The organism is Pseudomonas sp. H3_D04 (genome assembly GCF_054669175.1).
In genome coordinates, this window is record NZ_CP162801.1 from 2392527 (window position 1) to 2412928 (window position 20402).

15 protein-coding genes and 1 pseudogene are annotated in these 20402 nt (G+C 58.6%); 8 read left to right on the forward strand and 8 right to left on the reverse strand.

The window, feature by feature from the left end; genetic code table 11:
• Window positions 1–50 precede the first annotated feature (50 nt).
• Window positions 51–2477, forward strand: a complete 2427-nt coding sequence (ppsA, locus tag AB4N91_RS11200; protein ID WP_460112658.1) for a phosphoenolpyruvate synthase — start codon at window positions 51–53, stop codon at window positions 2475–2477.
• 65 nt (window positions 2478–2542) lie between these two features.
• Complete coding sequence (glgP, locus tag AB4N91_RS11205) at window positions 2543–5044, forward strand: alpha-glucan family phosphorylase (protein ID WP_460112452.1); 2502 nt, start codon at window positions 2543–2545, stop codon at window positions 5042–5044.
• 135 nt (window positions 5045–5179) lie between these two features.
• Here glgP and AB4N91_RS11210 read toward each other — a convergent pair whose 3' ends face one another.
• Genes AB4N91_RS11210 through AB4N91_RS11220 form a run of 3 tightly spaced genes read right to left on the reverse strand, consistent with a single transcriptional unit; the run spans window position 5180 to window position 7351 of the window.
• Window positions 5180–5728, reverse strand: coding sequence for a flavin reductase family protein (locus AB4N91_RS11210; RefSeq protein ID WP_460112659.1), 549 nt, complete (start codon window positions 5726–5728; stop codon window positions 5180–5182).
• A gap of 52 nt (window positions 5729–5780) precedes the next feature.
• The gene (locus AB4N91_RS11215) at window positions 5781–6746 is read right to left on the reverse strand and encodes a ribose-phosphate diphosphokinase (RefSeq protein WP_288113816.1); all 966 of its coding nucleotides are present in this window, start codon (window positions 6744–6746) and stop codon (window positions 5781–5783) included.
• Window positions 6747–6784: 38 nt separating this feature from the next.
• Window positions 6785–7351, reverse strand: coding sequence for a phosphoribosyltransferase family protein (locus tag AB4N91_RS11220; RefSeq protein WP_083376666.1), 567 nt, complete (start codon window positions 7349–7351; stop codon window positions 6785–6787).
• Between the two features lie 347 nt (window positions 7352–7698).
• On the opposite strand from AB4N91_RS11220, the gene AB4N91_RS11225 reads away from it, so the two are divergent.
• Genes AB4N91_RS11225 through AB4N91_RS11235 form a run of 3 tightly spaced genes read left to right on the forward strand, consistent with a single transcriptional unit; the run spans window position 7699 to window position 9997 of the window.
• Window positions 7699–8583, forward strand: coding sequence for a universal stress protein (locus AB4N91_RS11225; RefSeq protein ID WP_102595251.1), 885 nt, complete (start codon window positions 7699–7701; stop codon window positions 8581–8583).
• 57 nt (window positions 8584–8640) lie between these two features.
• Complete coding sequence (locus tag AB4N91_RS11230; RefSeq protein ID WP_460112453.1) at window positions 8641–9348, forward strand: phosphoribosyltransferase; 708 nt, start codon at window positions 8641–8643, stop codon at window positions 9346–9348.
• Window positions 9341–9997 carry a dienelactone hydrolase family protein gene (locus AB4N91_RS11235; RefSeq protein WP_460112454.1) on the forward strand — a complete coding sequence of 219 codons (657 nt, stop codon included), beginning with the start codon at window positions 9341–9343 and terminating at the stop codon, window positions 9995–9997. The genes AB4N91_RS11230 and AB4N91_RS11235 overlap by 8 nt, the downstream gene beginning before the upstream one ends.
• A 16-nt stretch (window positions 9998–10013) precedes the next feature.
• Here the strand turns inward: AB4N91_RS11235 and AB4N91_RS11240 are convergent, their stop codons facing one another.
• Entirely contained in the window at window positions 10014–11381 is a 1368-nt protein-coding gene (locus AB4N91_RS11240) for an erythromycin esterase family protein (RefSeq protein ID WP_460112455.1), read from the reverse strand.
• 290 nt (window positions 11382–11671) lie between these two features.
• Window positions 11672–12202, reverse strand: coding sequence for a GNAT family N-acetyltransferase (locus tag AB4N91_RS11245; protein WP_083376670.1), 531 nt, complete (start codon window positions 12200–12202; stop codon window positions 11672–11674).
• Window positions 12203–12426: 224 nt separating this feature from the next.
• Here AB4N91_RS11245 and AB4N91_RS11250 point away from each other — a divergent pair, with 224 nt between their 5' ends.
• Both AB4N91_RS11250 and AB4N91_RS11255 read left to right on the forward strand, forming a co-directional pair.
• Window positions 12427–13353, forward strand: coding sequence for a universal stress protein (locus AB4N91_RS11250; RefSeq protein WP_460112456.1), 927 nt, complete (start codon window positions 12427–12429; stop codon window positions 13351–13353).
• A 222-nt stretch (window positions 13354–13575) separates the two neighbouring features.
• Window positions 13576–15859: pseudogene (locus tag AB4N91_RS11255) on the forward strand (heavy metal translocating P-type ATPase).
• 205 nt (window positions 15860–16064) lie between these two features.
• On the opposite strand, the gene AB4N91_RS11260 reads toward AB4N91_RS11255, so the two are convergent.
• The 3 genes from AB4N91_RS11260 to AB4N91_RS11270 all read right to left on the reverse strand — a co-directional run bounded on the left by AB4N91_RS11260 (window position 16065) and on the right by AB4N91_RS11270 (window position 19193).
• Complete coding sequence (locus AB4N91_RS11260; protein WP_145307716.1) at window positions 16065–16550, reverse strand: LEA/WHy family protein; 486 nt, start codon at window positions 16548–16550, stop codon at window positions 16065–16067.
• A gap of 57 nt (window positions 16551–16607) precedes the next feature.
• Complete coding sequence (locus tag AB4N91_RS11265) at window positions 16608–18080, reverse strand: nucleobase:cation symporter-2 family protein (protein ID WP_424479952.1); 1473 nt, start codon at window positions 18078–18080, stop codon at window positions 16608–16610.
• A 219-nt stretch (window positions 18081–18299) separates the two neighbouring features.
• On the reverse strand, window positions 18300–19193 hold the full coding sequence (locus tag AB4N91_RS11270) for a LysR family transcriptional regulator (protein ID WP_010460591.1): 894 nt from the start codon (window positions 19191–19193) through the stop codon (window positions 18300–18302).
• 101 nt (window positions 19194–19294) lie between these two features.
• Here AB4N91_RS11270 and AB4N91_RS11275 point away from each other — a divergent pair, with 101 nt between their 5' ends.
• Entirely contained in the window at window positions 19295–20386 is a 1092-nt protein-coding gene (locus tag AB4N91_RS11275) for a polyamine ABC transporter substrate-binding protein (protein ID WP_411959690.1), read from the forward strand.
• Window positions 20387–20402 lie beyond the last annotated feature (16 nt).

Sequence of the window (20402 nt, forward strand, 5' to 3'; positions counted from 1 at the left end):
AATAGAAGCGGCCGACACAGTCTCCCCCCATCAAAAGGAGAAATATCGTGATGCATTCACATATCCGCTGGTTCAAAGAGCTGGGTATCAACGATGTATCGCTGGTCGGTGGCAAGAACGCCTCGCTGGGTGAGATGTACCAGAACCTCACGACTGAGGGTGTATGCATCCCCAACGGTTTTGCCATCACCGTTGAGGCGTATCGTTATGTGCTTGATCACAATAGCGCCTGGCAGCCTCTGCATGCGGCACTTGACGGACTCGACCCCGACAACATCAAGGATTTGCAGGCGCGGGGGGCAAAGGCGAGGGCGATCGTATATGGCTGTTCATTGCCGGAAGATCTAAAGACGGCGATTTTGCAAAGTTATGCCCAACTCAAACAGGAATACGGCGAAAACATTTCATTGGCGGTGCGGTCCTCGGCGACCGCCGAGGATTCGCCGCAGGCCTCATTTGCCGGGCAGAACGATACCTATCTCAACATCGCCACTGACGATGATCTGCTCGATGCCTACAAACGTTGCCTGGCGTCCAACTTTACCGACCGCTCCATCCACTACAAATACGACAATGGCTTTGATTACTACAAGGTCTATCTCGCCGTCGTGGTCATGAAGATGGTGCGTAGCGATATAGGGGCCAGTGGCGTGATGTTTTCGCTGGACACGGAAACAGGCTTCAGGGATGTCGTCTTCATCAATGCCGCGCTGGGGCTCGGCGAGAATGTCGTGCAGGGCACGATAGACCCCGACAGTTTCTATGTGCACAAACCCAGCTTTCTGCAGGGTTATCGTGCTGTCTTGAAGCGCAGCCTGGGTAGCAAAGCAAAGAAGATGATTTTTGCCGGCGAGCTCAATACCGGCAATATCGCGGTGGAATACACCAAGAATATTGACACGCCCCGCGAAGAACGAACCCGCTTCTGCATCACTGATGCGGATGTGATGGTGCTGGCCGACTATGCCATCAAGGTTGAAAACCACTATTCGGGCAAAGCCGGTTTTAACAAACCCATGGATATGGAATGGGCCAAAGACGGCATCGATGGCCGGTTATATATAGTGCAGGCGCGACCGGAAACGGTGGAGTCGCAAAAGAAAGGCAGCGTGCTTGAGATTTACCATCTCAAGCAAAGATCGACAGTGCTGCTTAAGGGCAGGGCGGTCGGCACCAGAATTGGCGCCGGCAAGGCGCGTGTCATCAACGATGCCAAGCATCTCAGTGATTTTCAACCAGGCGAGGTGCTGGTCTCAGATACCACGGCACCCGACTGGGAACCTGTCATGAAGACCGCCGCGGCTATCGTGACGAGCAGGGGCGGACGTACTTGTCACGCCGCCATCGTCTCGCGTGAACTGGGCATTCCCGCCATCGTGGGAACCGCAAACGCGGCAGACAAAATAGAAACCGGCACACCGATCACCATTAGCTGCGCCGAAGGCGAAACCGGAAATGTCTATGAAGGCATTCTGGGTTTTGACATTCAGCACACCGATCTCAGCGAGCTGGGACATCCAAAAACAAAGATTATGATGAACCTGGGCAATCCTGATCAGGCCTTTAGTCTTGCCTCGCTACCGGTGGATGGCATTGGTCTGGCGCGTATGGAATTCATTATTAATGAATACATCAAGGTGCATCCGATGGCACTCGTACACCCGGAAAAGGTGGATGACGCAACACGTGAAAAGATCGCAGCCCTGAGTGTTGCTTACAATGATCCTGCGGATTTTTTCGTCAAGACCTTGGCCGAAGGCGTCGCCACAATTGCGGCGGCGGTGTATCCAAAACCCTGCGTAGTGCGCATGAGCGACTTCAAAAGCAACGAATACGCGACCCTGCTGGGCGGTCAGTATTTCGAGCCGGAAGAAGACAATCCGATGATCGGTTTTCGTGGGGCGTCCCGTTATACCCATAGTGCCTATGCCGAAGGTTTTGCGCTGGAATGCGCGGCAATGAAGCGGGTGCGCGACGAGATAGGCCTGACTAACGTCAAGTTGATGATCCCTTTTTGCCGCAGAGTGGAGGAGGGTGAAAAGGTGTTGGCAGCGATGGCCAGCCATGGCCTAAAGCGCGGAGAAAACGGACTGGAGGTCTACGTCATGTGCGAGATCCCCAACAACGTCATCCTGATCGACGCCTTCGCCAAACTGTTCGACGGATTCTCCATCGGCTCCAATGACTTGACCCAGCTGACGCTCGGCGTGGATCGCGATTCGGAAATCGTCGCCTTCGATTTCGATGAACGCGATCCGGGGGTTAAACAGATGATTCGCCTGGCGGTGGAGGGAGCAAAACGTAACGGCCGCCACTCCGGTATTTGCGGACAGGCGCCGTCTGACTATCCCGAGATGGCTGAATTTCTGGTGGAAATTGGCATCGACTCGATAAGCCTCAATCCGGATGCAGTGCTCGCCACGACCCGGCATGTTCTGGCGGTGGAAAAGCGCCTGTCACTTAATCGCACACCGTAAAACCGTTGCCTCATGGCACGCCTGATCAAGATCCGTAAAACTGCCGATTACATTGAGGTGTCGACGTGTATGCCTTCTTGCCACGTGAGTTGCCGGAGCAACTCTGCGCACTGACCGACCTCGCGCTTAACCTGCGCTGGACCTGGAATCATGCACTCGACGACCTGTGGAAATCGATTGACCCAGAACTTTGGGTGCGTACCCATAATCCGTGGATGATTCTGCAGAATGCTTCGCAGCAGCGTCTTGACGAACTCTGCCGAGATCCTGACTTCTCGCAGAAACTGGCGCACGCCATCGCAGAGCATCGGCGGTATCTCGACGACTCAGGCTGGTATGCACAGCAGCAAGGGGCCAGGGATTCGGCGCGGATCGCCTATTTCAGCATGGAGTACGGTTTGAGTGAGGCCTTTCCGCTCTACGCCGGCGGACTCGGTGTGCTTGCAGGAGATTACCTGAAGACGGCGAGCGACATGGGCGTTCCGATACTTGGGGTGGGTTTGCTCTATCAGGAAGGCTATTTTCGGCAATACATCGACGCGCAAGGCAGGCAGCATGAGGCCTATCCTTACAACGACGCCACCAGCCTGCCGATTCAGCCAACGATCGGAAATGACGGCGCTTGGCTGAAAATCGTGCTGCAACTTCCCGGTCGCACTTTGTATTTGCGTATATGGCAGGCCATTGTCGGACGTACGCGCCTGTATCTGCTGGACAGTAACGATCTGCGCAATGGGCCCGCCGACCGCGGTATCACCTCTAAGTTGTATGGCGGCGGCTCGGAAATGCGTTTGCTCCAGGAAGTGGTGCTCGGCATTGGTGGCTGGGCGGTACTCGACGCACTGGGTATCGACGTTGACGTGTGCCACCTTAACGAAGGTCATGCCGCACTGCTTGTGCTGGAACGTGCCCGTCGCTTTATGCACAAGATGGGAACAACGTTCTGGGAGGCATGGTGGGCAACGCGTGCAGGTAACGTATTCACAACGCATACGCCAGTGGCTGTGGGTTTCGACTTATTTCCACCCTCGCTCATTTACAAGTACGCGCGTGAGTATCTCGAAGACTGTCGCATTTCATTGCGCGAGCTGCTTTCGTTGGGCCGGCGTGATCCGGCGGACGACGATGAGCCGTTCAACATGGCTTTTCTGGCATTGCGTGGGTGCGCCCAGTGCAATGCCGTGAGTCGTTTGCATGGCGAGGTCAGCCGTCAATTGTTCAGTGATCTTTATCCACGCTGGCCGCTTCAAGAGATACCTGTGGGGCACATTACCAACGGCGTCCATGTGCCATCCTGGGATTCGGTGTGGTCCGATCACCTATGGACTAGCACCTGTGGCAAGGAACGTTGGCTCGGCACGGTGGAGTCTCTCTCAGGGACGGTCTCCCACAGTGATGACAGGGCCTTGTGGACGATGGCCGCCGAGCAACGCCGCGATCTGGTGCATTACACGCGTCACCGTTTGGCATGGCATCTTGGACAGCGTGGCGAGTCACCTCAGCGGGTCGAAGAAGCCGCGCAGGTGCTCGATCCCAATTGCCTTACGCTCGGCTTCGCGCGGCGATTCACCGACTATAAGCGACCGAATTTGTTGCTGCATGACCCGGAGCGCCTGAGCCGCCTGCTAACCGATGAGCATCGACCGGTCCAACTGATCATCGCCGGTAAAGCCCATCCCAGTGACGAGCAGGGCAAGCAGCTGATCCAGGCATGGATGGAGTTTGTTCATCGTCCAAATCTGCGAAGGCATGTCGTGTTCCTGGAGGATTACGACATTGAACAGGCCCAACATCTGGTGCAAGGCGTCGATGTCTGGATCAATACACCGCGACGACCATGGGAAGCCTGTGGCACCAGTGGGATGAAGGTTCTGGTCAATGGCGGACTTAACCTGTCCCAACTGGACGGTTGGTGGGCGGAGGCGTACCAGCCCACCTGCGGTTGGGCAATCGGCGACGACGCCCCCAGCGACGATGTAGTCGACGCCGAGTGCTTGTACCGCCTGCTCGAAGAAGAAGTAGTGCCCACCTTTTACACACGCGACACGCAGGGAATTCCACGAGACTGGGTGCAACGCATGCGCGCCAGCATGTCGCAACTGGGGCCGCAATTCAGTAGCAATCGCATGCTGCTCGAATACCTGGATTGTTGTTACCAACCGGCGATCCGGGCTTTCCGACGCCGTAGCAAGAATAAGGCTGAACTCGCACGTGGGCTTTATGCCTGGCACAAGGCGGTTGCCTTGGGATGGAACAACATACATTTCGGCACGGTCGATGCGAAACACGACGGCGAGTGGCTGTACATCAGCGTGCCGGTCTATCTGGGGGAGATCGCACCGGAGTGGGTAAGGGTGGAACTCTATGCCGCCCCGTGCGATGGACACCCGGCAGAATGCCTGCCGATGACCGCTGTCGGCCCCATACCCGGCGCCATCCAAGGCTATATCTTTTCCATCTCGGTCGCTGCCACGCGGCCCGTGGATGGCTACACCCCACGGGTACGCGCCTGGCACTCAGACGCCTTTCTGCCAGCGGAAAATGCACTTATTGCGTGGCAGCGTTGACGCTGGCTCGCCTTCACTTGACAGGTCTCAACGTATTACCCGGAAGGCTTTTATTAACGCTCGGGAACGCACCAGGTCAGTGACTCGTCGAGGACTGTTCATTGCCTGCCAAGTGGACGCCGGTGGCGCTCATTATCATTGACTAACCAACTGGACACCCTCTGGTAGCTTCGACTGCATCATTTCTCTTCTATCCAGTTTGCGTCCGTCCACGACAAAGGAACCATCACCCACTGAATGAAGGGTTCGTGTCTCTTGGCGTGACTCATCGATGTAGGCGGCGAGGCCTTCGAGGACAACAATATTGTGTTTCTCGATGATATCGACAACCTTGCATTCGATATTGGCCAGGCATTCCTTAATCAAGGGTGACCTGACATGTTTGCCTTTCACGGGCGTCAATCCGAAGGTTGCAAACTTGTCTGTGTCGGCACCAGAACAGGTTCCCACACCAATAACGCGATCGATCAAATCGACGGTGGGGATTGAAATGACGCACTCCTTGGTTTTCAGAAGCGCGGCGTACGAATAGTTCCAGGGCCCGGTGGTCATGGCAAAAATCGGCGTGAAGCCCATCACCATGGTCCACGAGATGGTCATGATGTTGTTCTTGCGGCCATCATTTGTGGTGACGAAGACCACCGGGCCTGGCTCCATCAGTGTGAATGCTGTGTTGATTTTCATCTTTTTCAACGTCAGGCACTCCCCATTGTCTTTGATCGGCCTCTTCATCTGCTCAAACGGTATCGAATGCTCCACTTTCAGCAAGCAAGGTGGCTATCAGGGCGGTGCTGTCGATTACGTGCACGTGCTGCGTCACGCACTCGGGGGATAGGCGAAACGGAGGCACGCTGTCAGAGATCGCAATGTGCTCGAAAAGCGGCTTGTCGAACAGATGGCTGCCCGCCGTGAACAAACCATGGGTCGCCGCGGCAAACAATCGGGTCGCTCCACCCTTTTGACAGGCAAGGCCCGCATGCTTCAGCGTTTCACCGGTACTGATCAGATCGTCGAAAACAATGGCTGTCTTACCCGATACGTCGCCCACCAACAGGGCGCCTGTCAGCGTCGCATGAGCACGGTGCTTCTCCATCAGCGCACTGCCCACTGAGCGTCCCAGATGTCGTTCGAGGGCCTGACGAAACTGTTCGGCGCGCTTGGCACCACCGGAATCCGGGGACACCGCCACCACGTCGGCGTCGCCGACGAACCTGGCGAAATGCTCGGCGAATAATTCTGTGCACTGCACGTTCCACGTCGGAATGCGAAAGGCATTGTCGAACGCGGCCGGATTATGCACCTCCAGGGCAACCAGACGATCAACGTGGCAGGCTTCAATCATGGCCGCCAGGTAGCGGGTGATCGTGGGGTCTTGAGGTTGGCTGCGACGATCTTTGCGTCCGTAACAGAGATAGGGCGTTACGACTTGCACATGGCGAGCGCCGGCATCCTTGAGTGCTCCGCAAAAGAACAACAGGCGACACAACTTATCGTTAGCGCTCTGCCGGTCATCCCCATACAAAGCATGGAACACCACGACCTCGCGACCGTTAACCGATGCCAGCGGTCGGCATTTATGTTCGCCATCTTCATAGTCGCGCTCTTCATGCAGGGCCAGTTGGCAGCCAAGCCGTTGCGCGACGCGGGTTGCATAGTGCTCACTGCCTTGCAGGGCAAAAAGAAGCGGGCGGTCGGTGAGCATGTATTGGCTCCTTTGAGGCTTATCGAACAGTTGCGCCATCATCGGGCAGCACCATGACGCAACACTTCAATGCAGAACTCCATTTCGTAGGGCGGGACGTTGCATTCGACAATGTCATGGGCGGCAACTTGCAGGTGCACGCCGACAATGTCGGCACGGATCGGTTGCTGGCAAACATGCCGGTCAACCAATACCGCAGTGTAGACCCGACGGGCTCCCAGCTGCGCCAAATAGGCACAGGTGCGCAGAAGGGAGTGGCCTTCAAAAAGCACATCGTCGACAACAAGCAGGGTGGTATTGGCAAGGTCCAGCTCGCCCAGAAGTGGGTTCTCAGTCAATTCCGTCTGTGCATGCAGGACCTTGAGGTCATCGGCATAACGCTTGACCTTCAGGGGGTAAAGCGGCAGTTCTGGCTGGCCGGTCTGACGCGAAAGATGCTGCTGTAAGCGCTGTGCCAGCGGCTCGCCGCGACGCTGGATGCCAATCAGTGCCGATTGAGCGGGCGGCAACAATATCGCCGCTTGGCGCGCCATCGCCTGCAGCACACCATCGAGTTCATCGCTGTCGTACAAGCGCAACCGCTGACTCGCAAGTTGGGTCGACATTGCCGTCTCCTGTCGAAAGCCGGTGCGGTGGAGGCATCACACCATCAAGGAACCGGCAAGCATCAAAGTCCTGAGCACAGCAAAAATGCCGTCCCATTTTGCCAACGTAATCCTGCTCGGCCCGGCCCTGTTGATATTGATCAAGTACGGCGAAATGAAAGCCCGATCCATGACCCGCATTGGTCCAATGAACGGCGTTACGTGGGGATTTGATATAAATCAACGCCAGGGCGACATCAAGAGAGGACGCTGAATCAACGCGGGTGCCTGATCCGGCGCAGGCGTTACGACTAGTCTCAGCAATGGGGCAGCGATGGACGTCGAGTCCCCCTGTATGGAGTCAGATCATGAGCCAATATCAACGCTTGTTACTCATCATCAACCCGGCCCTGCGCCATTCCCCAGCGATAAACCATGCGGCCGCTCTGGCCAAGGCCAGCGGCGCGGGCTTGCATATTGCTGCGCTTGTAAAGCCGTTGGAGATACTGTCACTGCTTGACGAAGGCGTGCAGGAAAAAGCCCGGGAAAGCTACCTTCAGGACCATCGCGACTGGCTGAAAAACCAGGCAACCAATCTCAACGCGCTGGGGCTCAAAGTGACGACAGAGGTAATGTGGGCCGACGACATGAAGCAAGACATTCTTGATCACGTCACGGAAATGCAGCCCGACCTGCTGATCAAGGAAGTGCAGCACGAATCAGCGCTCAAACGCGCATTCTTCACCCCGTTGGATTGGCATTTGTTGCGCCACTGCCCGATACCGGTCTATCTGGTGGGCGGCGGTGGTCATGCCTTGCCGCGCAAGGTCGTGGCGGCGGTTGACGCGTCGGATGCGGCGCCTGCGGACAGCGAGCTGAACGAGCGGATCATTCAGCAAGCCACCAATCTGGCGTTGCAGTGCGATGCCGAGCTGCACCTGCTGTATGCCTGCGATCTTTCAGGGGTCTATCTGGCAGACATGGGGGGGCTGGCGCTTCCAGACATCACCAAAGAGTTGCGCACCACCGAGGAACAATCGTTCAGCAAATTGGCCGGTCGGTACGGCGTCCCCTCTGACCGTCGGCATTTTGTTCTCGGACATCCGGTCGCGGCGTTGAGCGATTTTGCCAACGAGCAGCAGGTGGATGTGATCGTGATGGGCCGAGTCCAGTACCACGGCCTGGAGAAGCTGCTGGGCAGCACGACCGAACATATTCTGTACCAGGTGCCTTGCAGTGTTCTGGCGGTCTAGCCGGACAAGGCCATGGTGTAACGAAACGACAGGCGTCATCGCCTGAGGAGGTTTTTCATGAGTCAAAGCCCCTCATTACAAACCACATTGGAGGACCGGGCAGAAGCCGGTCGACGTCTGGTGGAACCGTTGCTCAAATACGCCCATCGACCCGATGTCATCGTCCTCGCCTTGCCCCGTGGCGGCGTTCCGGTTGCCTATGAAGTGGTCAAGGCCCTGGACGTGCGCCTGGACCTGATGCTGGTGCGCAAACTGGGCGTGCCGTCCAACCCCGAGTTCGCCATGGGCGCCATCGCCAGTGGCGGTATCCAGATCCGAAATGAAGAAGCGCTGCGGGCTCACCCGATTTCCCCGGCCGCATTCGACGCCGTGGTCGCGCGTGAAACACGGGAATTGCAGCGGCGGGAGCACCTGTACCGGGGCGCCCGGCCACCCTTGCAGCTCAAGGGGCAGGTGGTGATTCTGGTGGATGACGGCCTGGCGACGGGCGCCTCGATGATGGCGGCGATCCGCGCGGTGCGTGTGCAGGCACCTACTCGTATCGTCGTTGCCGTGCCGGTTGCTCCGCGGGAAACGGTGGACACGCTGAGCTTCGAAGTCGATGAGGTGATCTGCCCACTCATACCTGAATGGATGATGTCGATCGGGTATTGGTACTTGAGTTTCCCCCAGACCTCGGACGAAGAAGTCATTGATTTGTTGCAACGGGCCTGGCAGCGAGAAGCCGCCACCGATTCCGCCTCGCGGGAACCTTTCGATGATTAAGCCTCAATCTCGACAGCTGGAATTGCGTGAGGTTGAGTTATCGGCCGATCTGCGTCTGCCGCTGCAGACTGACGGTCTGGTGATCTTCGTGCACGGTAGCGGCAGTGGCCGTCTGAGCCCACGCAATCAGTTTGTCGCAGAGTCCTTGGCCAAGCGGGGGCTGGCGTCGCTGCTGTTCGACCTGCTCACGGAGCCAGAGCAACGCCTGGACAACCTCACCGGGGAGCTGCGTTTCGATATTGCCTTGCTCGCCAGGCGACTGGTGGACGTCATCGACTGGGTCGGTCGGGACGTGGAGTTGCGCTCGCTGCGAATCGGTCTGTTCGGCGCAAGCACCGGTGCTGCGGCGGCGTTGTTGGCGGCGGCCGTGCGCCCGGAGGTGGTGCATGCGGTGGTCAGCCGCGGAGGGCGCACCGACCTGGCGGGGGCTGCATTGTCGCAGGTGAGAGCACCCACCCTGCAGATCGTAGGCGCCCAAGACCCAGTGGTGCTCGAACTGAATGATCAAAGCAGTCAGGCCTTGCGGTGTGAGCAGCAGCTGGAAATTGTGGCGGGCGCGACCCATCTTTTCGAAGAACCTGGAGCCCTTGAAGAAGTCGCCAGACTCGCTGGCGACTGGTTCGAGAAGTATTTGCACGACCCCGCCTGACAACGCCTGATCGGCCTCACACGCCAAACGGATAGGTTTCGTCTTCCGGTTCGAGTCTCTGGCTTTTCGGCAGCGCCAGTGCTGTCACGGGTTGGGTCTGTTCAATCCAGATCATGGCGTCGAACTGTTCGGCCAGCGTCGCTTCGAAGTAGTGACTACCACGTTCGGTTTCAGGGCGGTAAATCACCCCGATGGCCCGTTCCAGCAACGGTTTGGACAACACCCGGCGCAGCGCTTTGCGCGTTGGGTCTCGCCAGTCGGTCAATGACGCCGGCACACCCGCCTTGAGGAACTGGTGCTCCCAACTGTCCGGGCGAGAGGGCCGGATATCCTTGATGAGCATGTCGCTGTCCCAGTCATCGGCTGCGGCCACCTGGCCACGGTCGGTGCTCATACCGATCAGTACGGCATCGCGCCCATAAGCACTGCGGCACAGCTGACCGATGTTGAACTGACCCTTCCAGCCCATTTCCGTCGCAGCCGCGTTGCCGATATGAGAATTGTGCGCCCAGACCACGGCTTTGGCTTGTGGACCCCGGTGCTCAAGCAGTGCCCGAAGTGTGTCGAACATGTGCCGGTCACGCAGGTTCCACGAGGCGGTCGACCCTCGATAAATCGCACGGTAATACTGTTCCGCCGCCTGCACTACCCGAGCGTTTTGCGCCGCATTGAAGAAGGCCTCGTCGTTCTGGATGAGCCCGGCCAGTTGTTCGGCCAGCATGGCGTCGAGCTGTTCAATCACCGGTTGCTCACAAGGCATCAAGCCGGCACGTTCGACGAAGTGACCATACAACGCGGGATCATCCTGCCAAGGGGTCAGACAGCCATAGCGCCGCCGGGCCTCGTGGGCCAGCTGTGGGTCGACCCGGTCCAGATAACTCAGCACCTCATGGATGGAGTTGCGCAAGCTGTAGACGTCCAGTCCGCGGAACTCGACGCGACGTTCCGTGGCGAGGGTGTGGTTGTAGAGATGCAGCCAGTGGGCGAATGCTCTCACGTCGGTGTTGCGCCACATCCAGGTCGGGAATCGGCTGAAGATGTGACGTTTCCACGCCGAGTGTGCCAACCCCCGGACATACTGGTCGACATGGCCGGCGTCCGGCCAGTCGGCTTCAACGGCCACAATGTTGAACCCGTGTTGCTCGATCAGCCTTTGGGTGATCGCTGCCCGGGTTCGATAAAAATCACTGGTGCCATGACTGGCCTCACCAATCATCACCACCCGCGCATCCGCATAGCGATCGAACATTTCACCAAAGGCGGATGAGTCCAGCGCCGGCAGAGGCTCAGCGTATTGGCGCAGAAGCGGTGCGATGGCAGCCTGGTCAATGTGCCGAGGTGAGCCATACAGGTTATCCAGCATGTCTTGGGAGGGTGTGTTCATGACCGTCGTCCCCGTAAGGGTGGGTTACCGCCAGCGGTATTGCGCTTGCGCACAACCGCCGGAGATCGATCCGCAGGTCCTCGACACATTGTGTTTAAACGCAAACTTTTGTGTCGATTCATCACCTGTTTGATTATTCCTACGCCTTGCTCCAGATGAACAATTGAGTTTCGTCAATAAAGGGTGCAAAGGCTTGAGAGAAGGTGTCGGGGGCCAGATTCCTCACCTCGCGGGCCAATAGGCCGCTTATATGAGTCGCCGGATCAAGGTGCTTCAACAGACCCGTTGTTTTACAGGTACAGGCAGTGAATCACCTGACGGGTATCGTAGGGATCGTCGCGCGTCTCGAAGCCCAGTGATCTGGCCAGGTCGCGCATCGGGGCATTGCTGGAGGCGTCGAGCGCATACATCTGGTGAAAACCGTTCTTGCGCGCGGCCGTGATCAAATGTTCCAGCAATAACGTACCCAAACCCAGACGCTTCCACTGATCGGCGACTGTCACCGTACATTCACACTTGTATTCGCCCGTGGCGACATACCGGCTGACGCCGATCTCGATCAATTGGCCATTTTCGTGGACCAGTGCGATGTATGCCAGGCACTGCTTGTTGCCGGGTTCGTTGCTCTGCATGAGAAAGCGCATGTGCCGGGACTCAGGGCACAGATGTTTGATGAAGCGGTACTCTCGCTCGCGGTCTTTTTCCGTCAGTTGCCGGATCAACACGTGACGACCATCCTTGAGCGCTTCGATCCAGTATTTCCCAGTGACTTTGGAATAGGCTTCAGAGGCCCGATCATTATGGTCTTTGACAGTGAGCATGATGCGATCCTCCAGCCGTCTTCATAGGTTGGCGCGCAGTGGCAAATCTCGCGATTCACTTCTTTCTACTCCGCTGACTGCGCCTGAATATGATCTGGATCAGATCTCTTGTGACAGTGCACTCAATTGCCTGGATTTGATGTAAATCAAACAGGCATAGGGCGCAACGAGCGCAGTCTTTGAACATGGCCACGCTATGGGCCGGTGTATAGACGAGGTGTGTCATGGCCCACTATCAACGCTTGCTGCTGATCGCCAACCCAAACCTCAAAGAAGCCCCAGCCTTGCTGCGTGCCATCGCCCTGGCCAGGGCCAGTGGAGCCATGCTGGATGTACGAGCCTTTATCGAACCGGCGGCCATGGCGCATGTGTGGGAAGAGAACAGAGACGAGGAGGGGGACCCGCGATATCAGCGCCATTATCTCCACTGGAGGGACCAGACACTTCAGGGTCTCAATGCACAGGGATTGGACGTGAACGTGCAAGTTGTCTTCACCTGCGATCCACTGCTCGACATCTTGAAGTGTGTAGAAGAGCTCAAGCCCGACCTGGTCATCAAAGATGTCACGGTGGACCCGGTACTTGGACGGGTGTTCGTCACACCTCTGGATTATCATTTGCTGCGCGGGTGTCCCGTTGCGTTGCACCTGGTCAACCAGGTCCATCATGAGTTGCCTCATCAGATCGTCGCCGCTGTGGACCTGTTTGATACGGTCACACAAATCCGTGATGTGAACGATGCCATTATTCAGGCAGCTCATACGCTGGCCGTGCAATGCGACGCATCGCTGCACCTGCTTTACGCCTATGACTTATCGCCTGCATTCAATGGCGATACGCCGCTGATCACCGGCTGCTGGAATGTGGCCTTCATGGATGAGTTGCGAGCGTCCCTTCATCAGGCCTTCAACACCCTGGCTGAGCGCTATGGCATTGCTCCAGAGCGCCGGCATTTTTTCATGGGGCTGCCGATGTCGGTGATCAGTGCATTTGTCGATGATTACCAGGCTGACGTCGTGGTGATGGGCACCTTGCATCGGGTGGGTACTAATCGATTCATCGGCAGCACTATGGAGCGCGCGCTGTATTCGTTGCAGGGCAGCATTCTGGCGGTCAGACAATCAGATTCGTTCGTCGAAGAGAACATGTGATCGCAGCGTTAACGCACGCCTTGCTTCAGCCTTTTGCACTGTCTAGTCCTGAAATAGGTTTACACCAGGTTCGTCCGGGCACAACCGTGACTTCTATTGTGTCCAGCGCCGAAATTGCGGCGTGCCGGGGACACGAAAGACATCGAGTCCTAAGCTATACCTCGATGAGCGACAGCTGTTTTACAGCGAGGCCTGCAAATCGCTTTTGAGGAACTCACTTCGATGCTCAGTAAGTGGCTGGACCCTGTTCTGTTGCTGCTCACCGCACTGACGCTGCTGGCCGGCGGCATTGCGTATGTTGCGCAAGCACCTGATTGGGCATCGAGGTGCTGGGCCGCCGGAAGTCTGGTGATGGCTGCGGTACTGCTCCTTGAAATCGTCAGGCGCCTGGCCCGGCGCGAGGCCGGTGTCGACCTGATCGCGCTGCTGTCGATCACTGCCGCCCTGGTCTTTGATCAGACACTGGTGGCAGCGGTGATTGCCTTAATGCTGGCGACCGGACGGACCCTGGAGTTTTTCACCAAGCAACGCGCCGACCGTGAGCTTCGTGCGCTCATCGACCGGGCGCCACGTTTTGCCTGGCTGCAGGAGGAGGGCGGCTTGCGCGAGATCCCCGTTGAGCAGGTCCAGCTGAATCAGACATTGCTGGTGCGGTTGGGGGAGGTGATACCGGTCGACGGTCGGTTGCTAAGTCCTGCGGCCATTCTGGACGAATCGGCGCTCAGCGGTGAGTCGTTGCCCGTCACCCGTCGAGAAGGAGAGCAACTGCCCAGCGGCGTTTCCAATGTCGGTGCGCCCATCCTGATAATCGCCACGCGAACGGCCGCGCAGAGTACCTATGCCGGCATAGTGCGGCTGGCTGAGGAGGCACGTCGTTCACGCGCACCTTTCGTGCGCCTGGCCGACCGCTATGCATTGTTCTTCATCCCGCTGACGTTGCTGATTGCCGGATTGGCCTGGCAATTGAGTGGTGATCCTTTGCGAGCGCTGGCGGTACTGGTGGTGGCCACACCTTGCCCTTTGATTCTGGCCGTACCGATTGCCATCATGTCGGGGATTTCCAGGGCAGCGCGGCGCGGGATACTGATCAAGGACGGCGTGACCCTGGAAGCGTTGGCCGGAGTCAAGCAGGTGTTCCTCGACAAGACCGGCACGCTGACCAGCGGCCATGCCCGTCTGCAGTCGATAGAGGTCAACGGACTGGTCGATCCGCAGCGCCTGCTTGGCCTGGCCGCTTCGCTGGCGCAGGCCTCGACGCATCCTGTCTCCCAGGCCATCGTTGAGGCGGCGCATCAGCGTCAATTGCCTCTGAGCGTCCCACAGGAAGTAGAAGAAAGCCCAGGCTCCGGACTTTGTGGGCAAGTCGATGGCGTGCAGGTGCGTTTCGGCTCGTTGTCTTTCGCTCACAAAGACGCCCCTGAAACTGACTGGGTCGCCGCCATGCTGCGCCACATGGATTACCTGGCGTGCAGTGGGAAGCTTCATCGACGTGGATGGGCAACTCGCGGGCCTGCTGGTTTTCTCGGACAAGGTTCGGCGCGAAACGCCACAGACTCTGCATCGACTGCGTAATCGGGGCATCGAAAAGATAGTCATGCTCACCGGGGATCGCCTGGAAACCGCCGAGATGATTGCGCTATCTGCCGGGATTGACGAGCTGCGTGCCGGGTTGACCCCTGAGGATAAAGTGCGTGCTGTACAGGAAGGTTGCCTGCGCACCAGCACACTGATGGTCGGTGATGGCATCAACGATGCCCCGGCCCTGGCGGCGGCCACCGTCGGCGTAGCCATGGGGGCCAGCGGTGCCACTGCTTCTGCACAAGCCGCAGGTGTTGTGCTGCTGGTGGATCGGCTGGATCGTCTGGTCGAGGCGTTGGACATTGCCCGACGCACCCGCTACATCGCCCGCCAGGGTGTGCTGGTCGGCATGGGGATGTCGTTGCTGGCCATGGCGGTGGCGGCCCTCGGTTACCTGCCGCCGCTGATTGGCGCCGTGGTGCAGGAGGGTATCGACGTGGTGATTATCCTTAACGCCTTGCGGGCACTGGGGCCGTTGTGGGTGCTGAGGAAACGAAAGCTTGCCGCAGAACATATCGATCGCCTGCAAGATGAACACCAGCAACTCTCCACCGTACTGAGCGATCTGCACCAACTGGCCAATGACTTCGCCCGGCGCCCACTGGCGCAAGCACAGACCGACCTGGTGCAACTGGTCGACAAGCTGCAAACATCACTGGCGCAGCATGAACACGAAGATGAAAACATACTGTACCCGCTGCTGACGCGAAGCATGCCGGGAGAGGACCCGATGTCGGCTATGAGCCACGCTCACCGGGAGATTTTTCGCCTTATCCATTTACTGGCGCGCATGAGTAACGACTTCAGTTCCGACCCCGCAACGGCATCTGCTGATGAGATCCAGCATCAGTTGATTCGTCTGGATACCCTCGTGCGACTGCACTTTGATCAGGAGGAGGAACTGTTTCGTTATCTGGATTGGCGCTAGAAGATCAAGTCGCGCGCGTTATGACTACGACGGGATCAGTCACTACGCGCGCCCGGCCCGGCGTCCGTTGCACCGCATAACCGTCACTGGTTGAACAGCATCCCCCCTGTGGGAGCGAGCCTGCTCGCGAAGACGGAGTGTCAGTCAATGCATGTGTTTTCTGACACTCCGCCTTCGCGAGCAGGCTCGCTCCCACAGGGGATATTCATTGTCGGTATGACCGAGTTCCGGCTGTCGACCCCGGCAAGCTCAGCTTCCCGGTGTCCACGAAGCGCACCGTTCCAAACAAGCCGCCCGCCAGTTTGCCGCGTAACACGTAGGGAAGATTATTCAGTGTCTGCGTCTGGCTCAGCCCCAACGTCTGGCGCAACACCGAGAACGCCGAAACGCTCACCGGCACGCTCAGCACGGTTTCGGAAAAGCGTGCAATCGAGCCCGACTGATCGCTGACGCCGGACGCCAGTGGCAGGCCATTGACTTCCAGATCCAGCGCCACGCCGTTGTAGTCGATCGGCGTTTCGTTGGGGTTCTGTACCCGGATCTTCACGGCAAAGCGCACTTCCATATCCTGGCTTTGCAGCGGCTCGATGCCGACCACGTTGATGTTCAACGGATCGCGATGGGGGAAGAGGGCGCAGGCGCTCAGGGAGAGCAACAGCAGAGAAAGGATGACGGCGTGGACGCTACGCATGTAGACACTCTCATAAAGAAAAGGGCTGAACCGCCACGGGCTCAGCCCTCGAGCTTTCTAGCGGTTCAACAGTGCGACTGCCGCAGGCCCTGCGGGTTCACCCTTGGCCGGGACATCGGGGTTTTCCATGACCTGCAAGATCGACGCTTCCGGATCGAAATCGTCCTCTTCCAGCTCGATGAATTCCTCGGGCAGGAAGATGTTCAGCACGATAGCGCACAACGCCCCGACGGTGATCGGTGATTCGAAGATGTTGTGCAGCGCCTTGGGCAGCTCGCGCAGCACTTCGGGCACCGCTGCGACCCCCAGGCCCATGCCGATGGAAATCGCCACGATCAGCATGTTGCGCCGATGCAGACCGGCCTCGGCGAGGATCTTGATGCCGGCCACCGCCACGGTGCCGAACATCACCAGTTCCGCGCCGCCGAGCACCGGTTTGGGCATCAATTGCAGCACCGCGCCAATCATCGGGAACAGCCCCAGCAACACCAGCAGGCCGGCGATGAAGAACGCCACGTAACGGCTGGCCACGCCGGTGAGCTGGATCACTCCGTTGTTTTGCGCGAAGGTCACCATCGGCATGCTGTTGAACACCGCCGCCATGGCCGAGTTCAGGCCGTCAGCCAGCAGGCCGGACTTGATCCGGCGGATGTAAATCGGACCCTTGACCGGTTGCCGGGAAATCATCGAGTTGGCGGTCAGGTCACCGGCGGCTTCCAGCGGCGACACCAGGAAAATCACCGCCACCGGCACAAACGCCACCCAGTCAAAATTGAAGCCGTACTTGAACGGCACCGGCACGCTCATCAGCGGCACGTCGGGCAGGCTGGCGAAATTGACGTCGCCCATCAGCCAGGCCACGACGTAACCCAGAGTCAGGCCAATGACAATCGCCCCCAGGCGCAGGAACGGCACATCGACCCGGTTCAGCACCACGATCGTGCCGAGCACCAACGCCGCCAACCCCAGATGACTGGCCGCGCCAAGGTCCGCCGCGCCAAAGCCGCCGGCGATGTCGGTCATCGCGACCTTGATCAGCGAAAGCCCCATCAGGGTAATGATGGTGCCGGTCACCACGGGTGTGATCAGCATTCGCAGCTTGCCGATGAACTGGCTCAACACCACTTCGATAAATGCCGCGAAAAAGCACACGCCGAAAATCGTCGAGAGGATTTCATCGGTGCCGCCACCCCGGGCCTTGACCATGAACCCGGCGCTGAGAATCACGCTGATGAACGAGAAACTGGTGCCTTGCAGGCACAACAGGCCGGAACCGATCGGGCCGAACCGACGCGCCTGAACAAAGGTGCCCAGGCCCGAGACAAACAGCGCCATGCTGATCAGGTACGGCACTTCGCTTTGCAGGCCCAGAGCACCGCCCATGATCAGGGTGGGCGTGATGATGCCGACAAAACTCGCCAGCACATGCTGCAAGGCGGCGAAGACCGTGGCGGTGAGGTGTGGGCGGTCGTTGAGGCCGTAGATCAGGTCGGAACGGGGCTGGGGTTTTGCGTGTTCGGAAGAGGTCACGAGGAAAGCGCCAGGGGCCAGGTCAAAAAATGGAGGCGCAGGATGCCAGCAGCGGGCACCGAGGGCAAACGATACACACGGAGCTGTGGCGAGGGAGCTTGCTCCCGTTGGGCTGCGTAACGGCCCCCGGCATTCCTTCAACCACACCTTGTGTGCAGATCTTGCGACGGCTGCGCCGCCGGACGGGAGCAAGCTCCCTCGCCCCAGGTCCGTGCGTGTTCATTCAAACGCGGCGAGCAAGTCTTCTTCAAAGGCTTTCTGCGCATCCCCCGGCACCTGGGCACGATGGCGCGCGAGATGAAACGCCACATCAAAACTCAGGTCATCCCGGCGCACGGCGCGCAGCAAACCTTTGTCTTCCCAGCTGCGGGCAAAATGTTCAGGCAAATAGCCGACATGCTTGCCGGACAGGATGAAGGCGAGGGTGCCTTCGACCTGCTCGGACCGTGCCGAACATAATTTGCCTTGAAACGGCTCGTCACTGCGCAGAAAACGATAGGGATGATCGACCCGGTCGCACGCCTGCAACGCCAGATCGTCCGGCGCGTCGTCGGTGAACAACGGATGACCCGGGGCGCAGTACAGGTGCTGGGTTTCGCTGAACAGTTCGCGGTAGTCAAACGCGCTTTGCACTTGGGAGAAATAGCCGATCGCCAGGTCCAGCCGTTGTTGCAGCAACAGGCGTTCCATTTCACCGGGCATGGCGCTCATCAACTCGATGCGCACCGATTCGTCCCGTTCACGAAAGCGACGGATGGCATCGGCGACTTTTTGCAGCACCGATTGATCAAGCGCTTCGGACAAACCCAGGCGCACTTCGCCGATCAACCGACCCGCCACACCGTTGGATTGATGACGGAACGCTTCGATGGACTCAAACAGCCCGCGCGTCGCGCTCAGCAACTGTTCGCCCTTGGGCGTGACCCGGAATCCACCCTTGCCGCGACTGCACAAACGATAGCCGAGCCGGGTTTCGAGTCTGGCCATTTGCTGGCTGATGCTCGACTGGCTCAACCCCAGTTCACCTTGCGCTGCGCTGAACCCGCCGCATTCCACCACGCGGACAAACAGGCGCAGCAGTTGCAGGTCGAGGTCGTGGAGTTGACCGAGCATCAAACATTACTCCGCAATAAAGTCAGGTTAACAAACTTGGTATTTTGCCAATGTATCTGAGGGCGCACGCTGCAACCACTTCCTCTGGTCAGGTGTTCGTCATGGCTCCCGTATTCAAACTGGGTTTACCCGCGCTCTTTCTCGCCATGGCCGCGTCGGCCCAGGCAGAGGAAAAAACCCTCAACCTCTACAGTTGGGCCGATTACGTGCCGCCTGAAACCCTGCAGCATTTCGAAAAGGAAACCGGCATTCATGTGCGTTACGACACGTTCGATTCTTCGGAAGTGCTGGAAACCAAACTGCTCACCGGCGGCAGCGGTTATGACGTGGTGGTGCCGTCCTCCAGCGTGCTGGCCCGTGGTCTGGCGGCCGGTGCGCTGAAGGAGATTCCCCACGAAGGGCTCAAGGGCTACGCCAACCTCGACCCGGACCTGCTGGAAAAACTGGCGGCCGTCGACCCTGGCAATCGTTATGGCGTGCCGTATACCTGGGGCACGCTGGGGCTGGGGATGAACGTCGAGGCGGTGCAAAAACGCTTGCCCGGTGTGCCGCTCAACAGCCTCGATCTGCTGTTCAAACCGCAATACGCCGGCAAGCTGAAGGATTGCGGCATTGCGATTCTCGATTCGCCCCAGGAAGTGATTGGCCTGGCGTTGCACTATCTCGGTAAAGATCCCTACAGCACCGACAAGGCAGATCTGACCGCCGCCGAGGCGTTGTTGCATCAGTTGCAGCCCAATGTGCTGTACGTCGCCACCGGGCGGCAGATCAACGATCTGGCCAATGGCAGCGTGTGCCTGGCCTTGACCTATAACGGCGACGCCAGCATGGCCGCCGACCAGGCGCGCAAGGCCAACAAACCGTTCGAGGTGGCCTACCGGATTCCGAAGGAAGGCACGCTGGTCTGGCAGGACAACCTGGCGATACCCAAGGACGCGCCGCACCCCGAAGCGGCTCGGGCATTCATTGAATTCATGCTGCGCCCCGAGTCCGTCGCGGCGCTGACCAACACGCTGTTCTTTGCCACGGCCAACCGTGCAGCGACGCCGCTGGTGGACGAAGCCGTGCGGACCGACCCGGACATCTACCCCCTGGCCGACACCCGCGAACGGCTGTACGCCGACCGCAGCATGAGCCTCAAGGACATGCGCTCGCGCACTCGCCTGTGGACCACTTTCCGTAGCCGCCAATAAGTAATAAGGAGATCCC

Bases quoted from the DNA above. Each gene is read 5' to 3' on its own strand.
- AB4N91_RS11250 (WP_460112456.1), top strand. From the start codon at position 12,427: ATGGCCCACTATCAACGCTTGCTGCTGATCGCCAACCCAAACCTCAAA.
- AB4N91_RS11270 (WP_010460591.1), bottom strand. From the start codon at position 19,193: ATGCTCGGTCAACTCCACGACCTCGACCTGCAACTGCTGCGCCTGTTT.
- AB4N91_RS11245 (WP_083376670.1), bottom strand. From the start codon at position 12,202: ATGCTCACTGTCAAAGACCATAATGATCGGGCCTCTGAAGCCTATTCC.
- AB4N91_RS11275 (WP_411959690.1), top strand. From the start codon at position 19,295: ATGGCTCCCGTATTCAAACTGGGTTTACCCGCGCTCTTTCTCGCCATG.
- ppsA (WP_460112658.1), top strand. From the start codon at position 51: ATGCATTCACATATCCGCTGGTTCAAAGAGCTGGGTATCAACGATGTA.
- AB4N91_RS11225 (WP_102595251.1), top strand. From the start codon at position 7,699: ATGAGCCAATATCAACGCTTGTTACTCATCATCAACCCGGCCCTGCGC.
- AB4N91_RS11240 (WP_460112455.1), bottom strand. From the start codon at position 11,381: ATGAACACACCCTCCCAAGACATGCTGGATAACCTGTATGGCTCACCT.
- AB4N91_RS11230 (WP_460112453.1), top strand. From the start codon at position 8,641: ATGAGTCAAAGCCCCTCATTACAAACCACATTGGAGGACCGGGCAGAA.
- AB4N91_RS11215 (WP_288113816.1), bottom strand. From the start codon at position 6,746: ATGCTCACCGACCGCCCGCTTCTTTTTGCCCTGCAAGGCAGTGAGCAC.
- AB4N91_RS11220 (WP_083376666.1), bottom strand. From the start codon at position 7,351: ATGTCGACCCAACTTGCGAGTCAGCGGTTGCGCTTGTACGACAGCGAT.
- AB4N91_RS11235 (WP_460112454.1), top strand. From the start codon at position 9,341: ATGATTAAGCCTCAATCTCGACAGCTGGAATTGCGTGAGGTTGAGTTA.
- AB4N91_RS11210 (WP_460112659.1), bottom strand. From the start codon at position 5,728: ATGAAAATCAACACAGCATTCACACTGATGGAGCCAGGCCCGGTGGTC.
- AB4N91_RS11260 (WP_145307716.1), bottom strand. From the start codon at position 16,550: ATGCGTAGCGTCCACGCCGTCATCCTTTCTCTGCTGTTGCTCTCCCTG.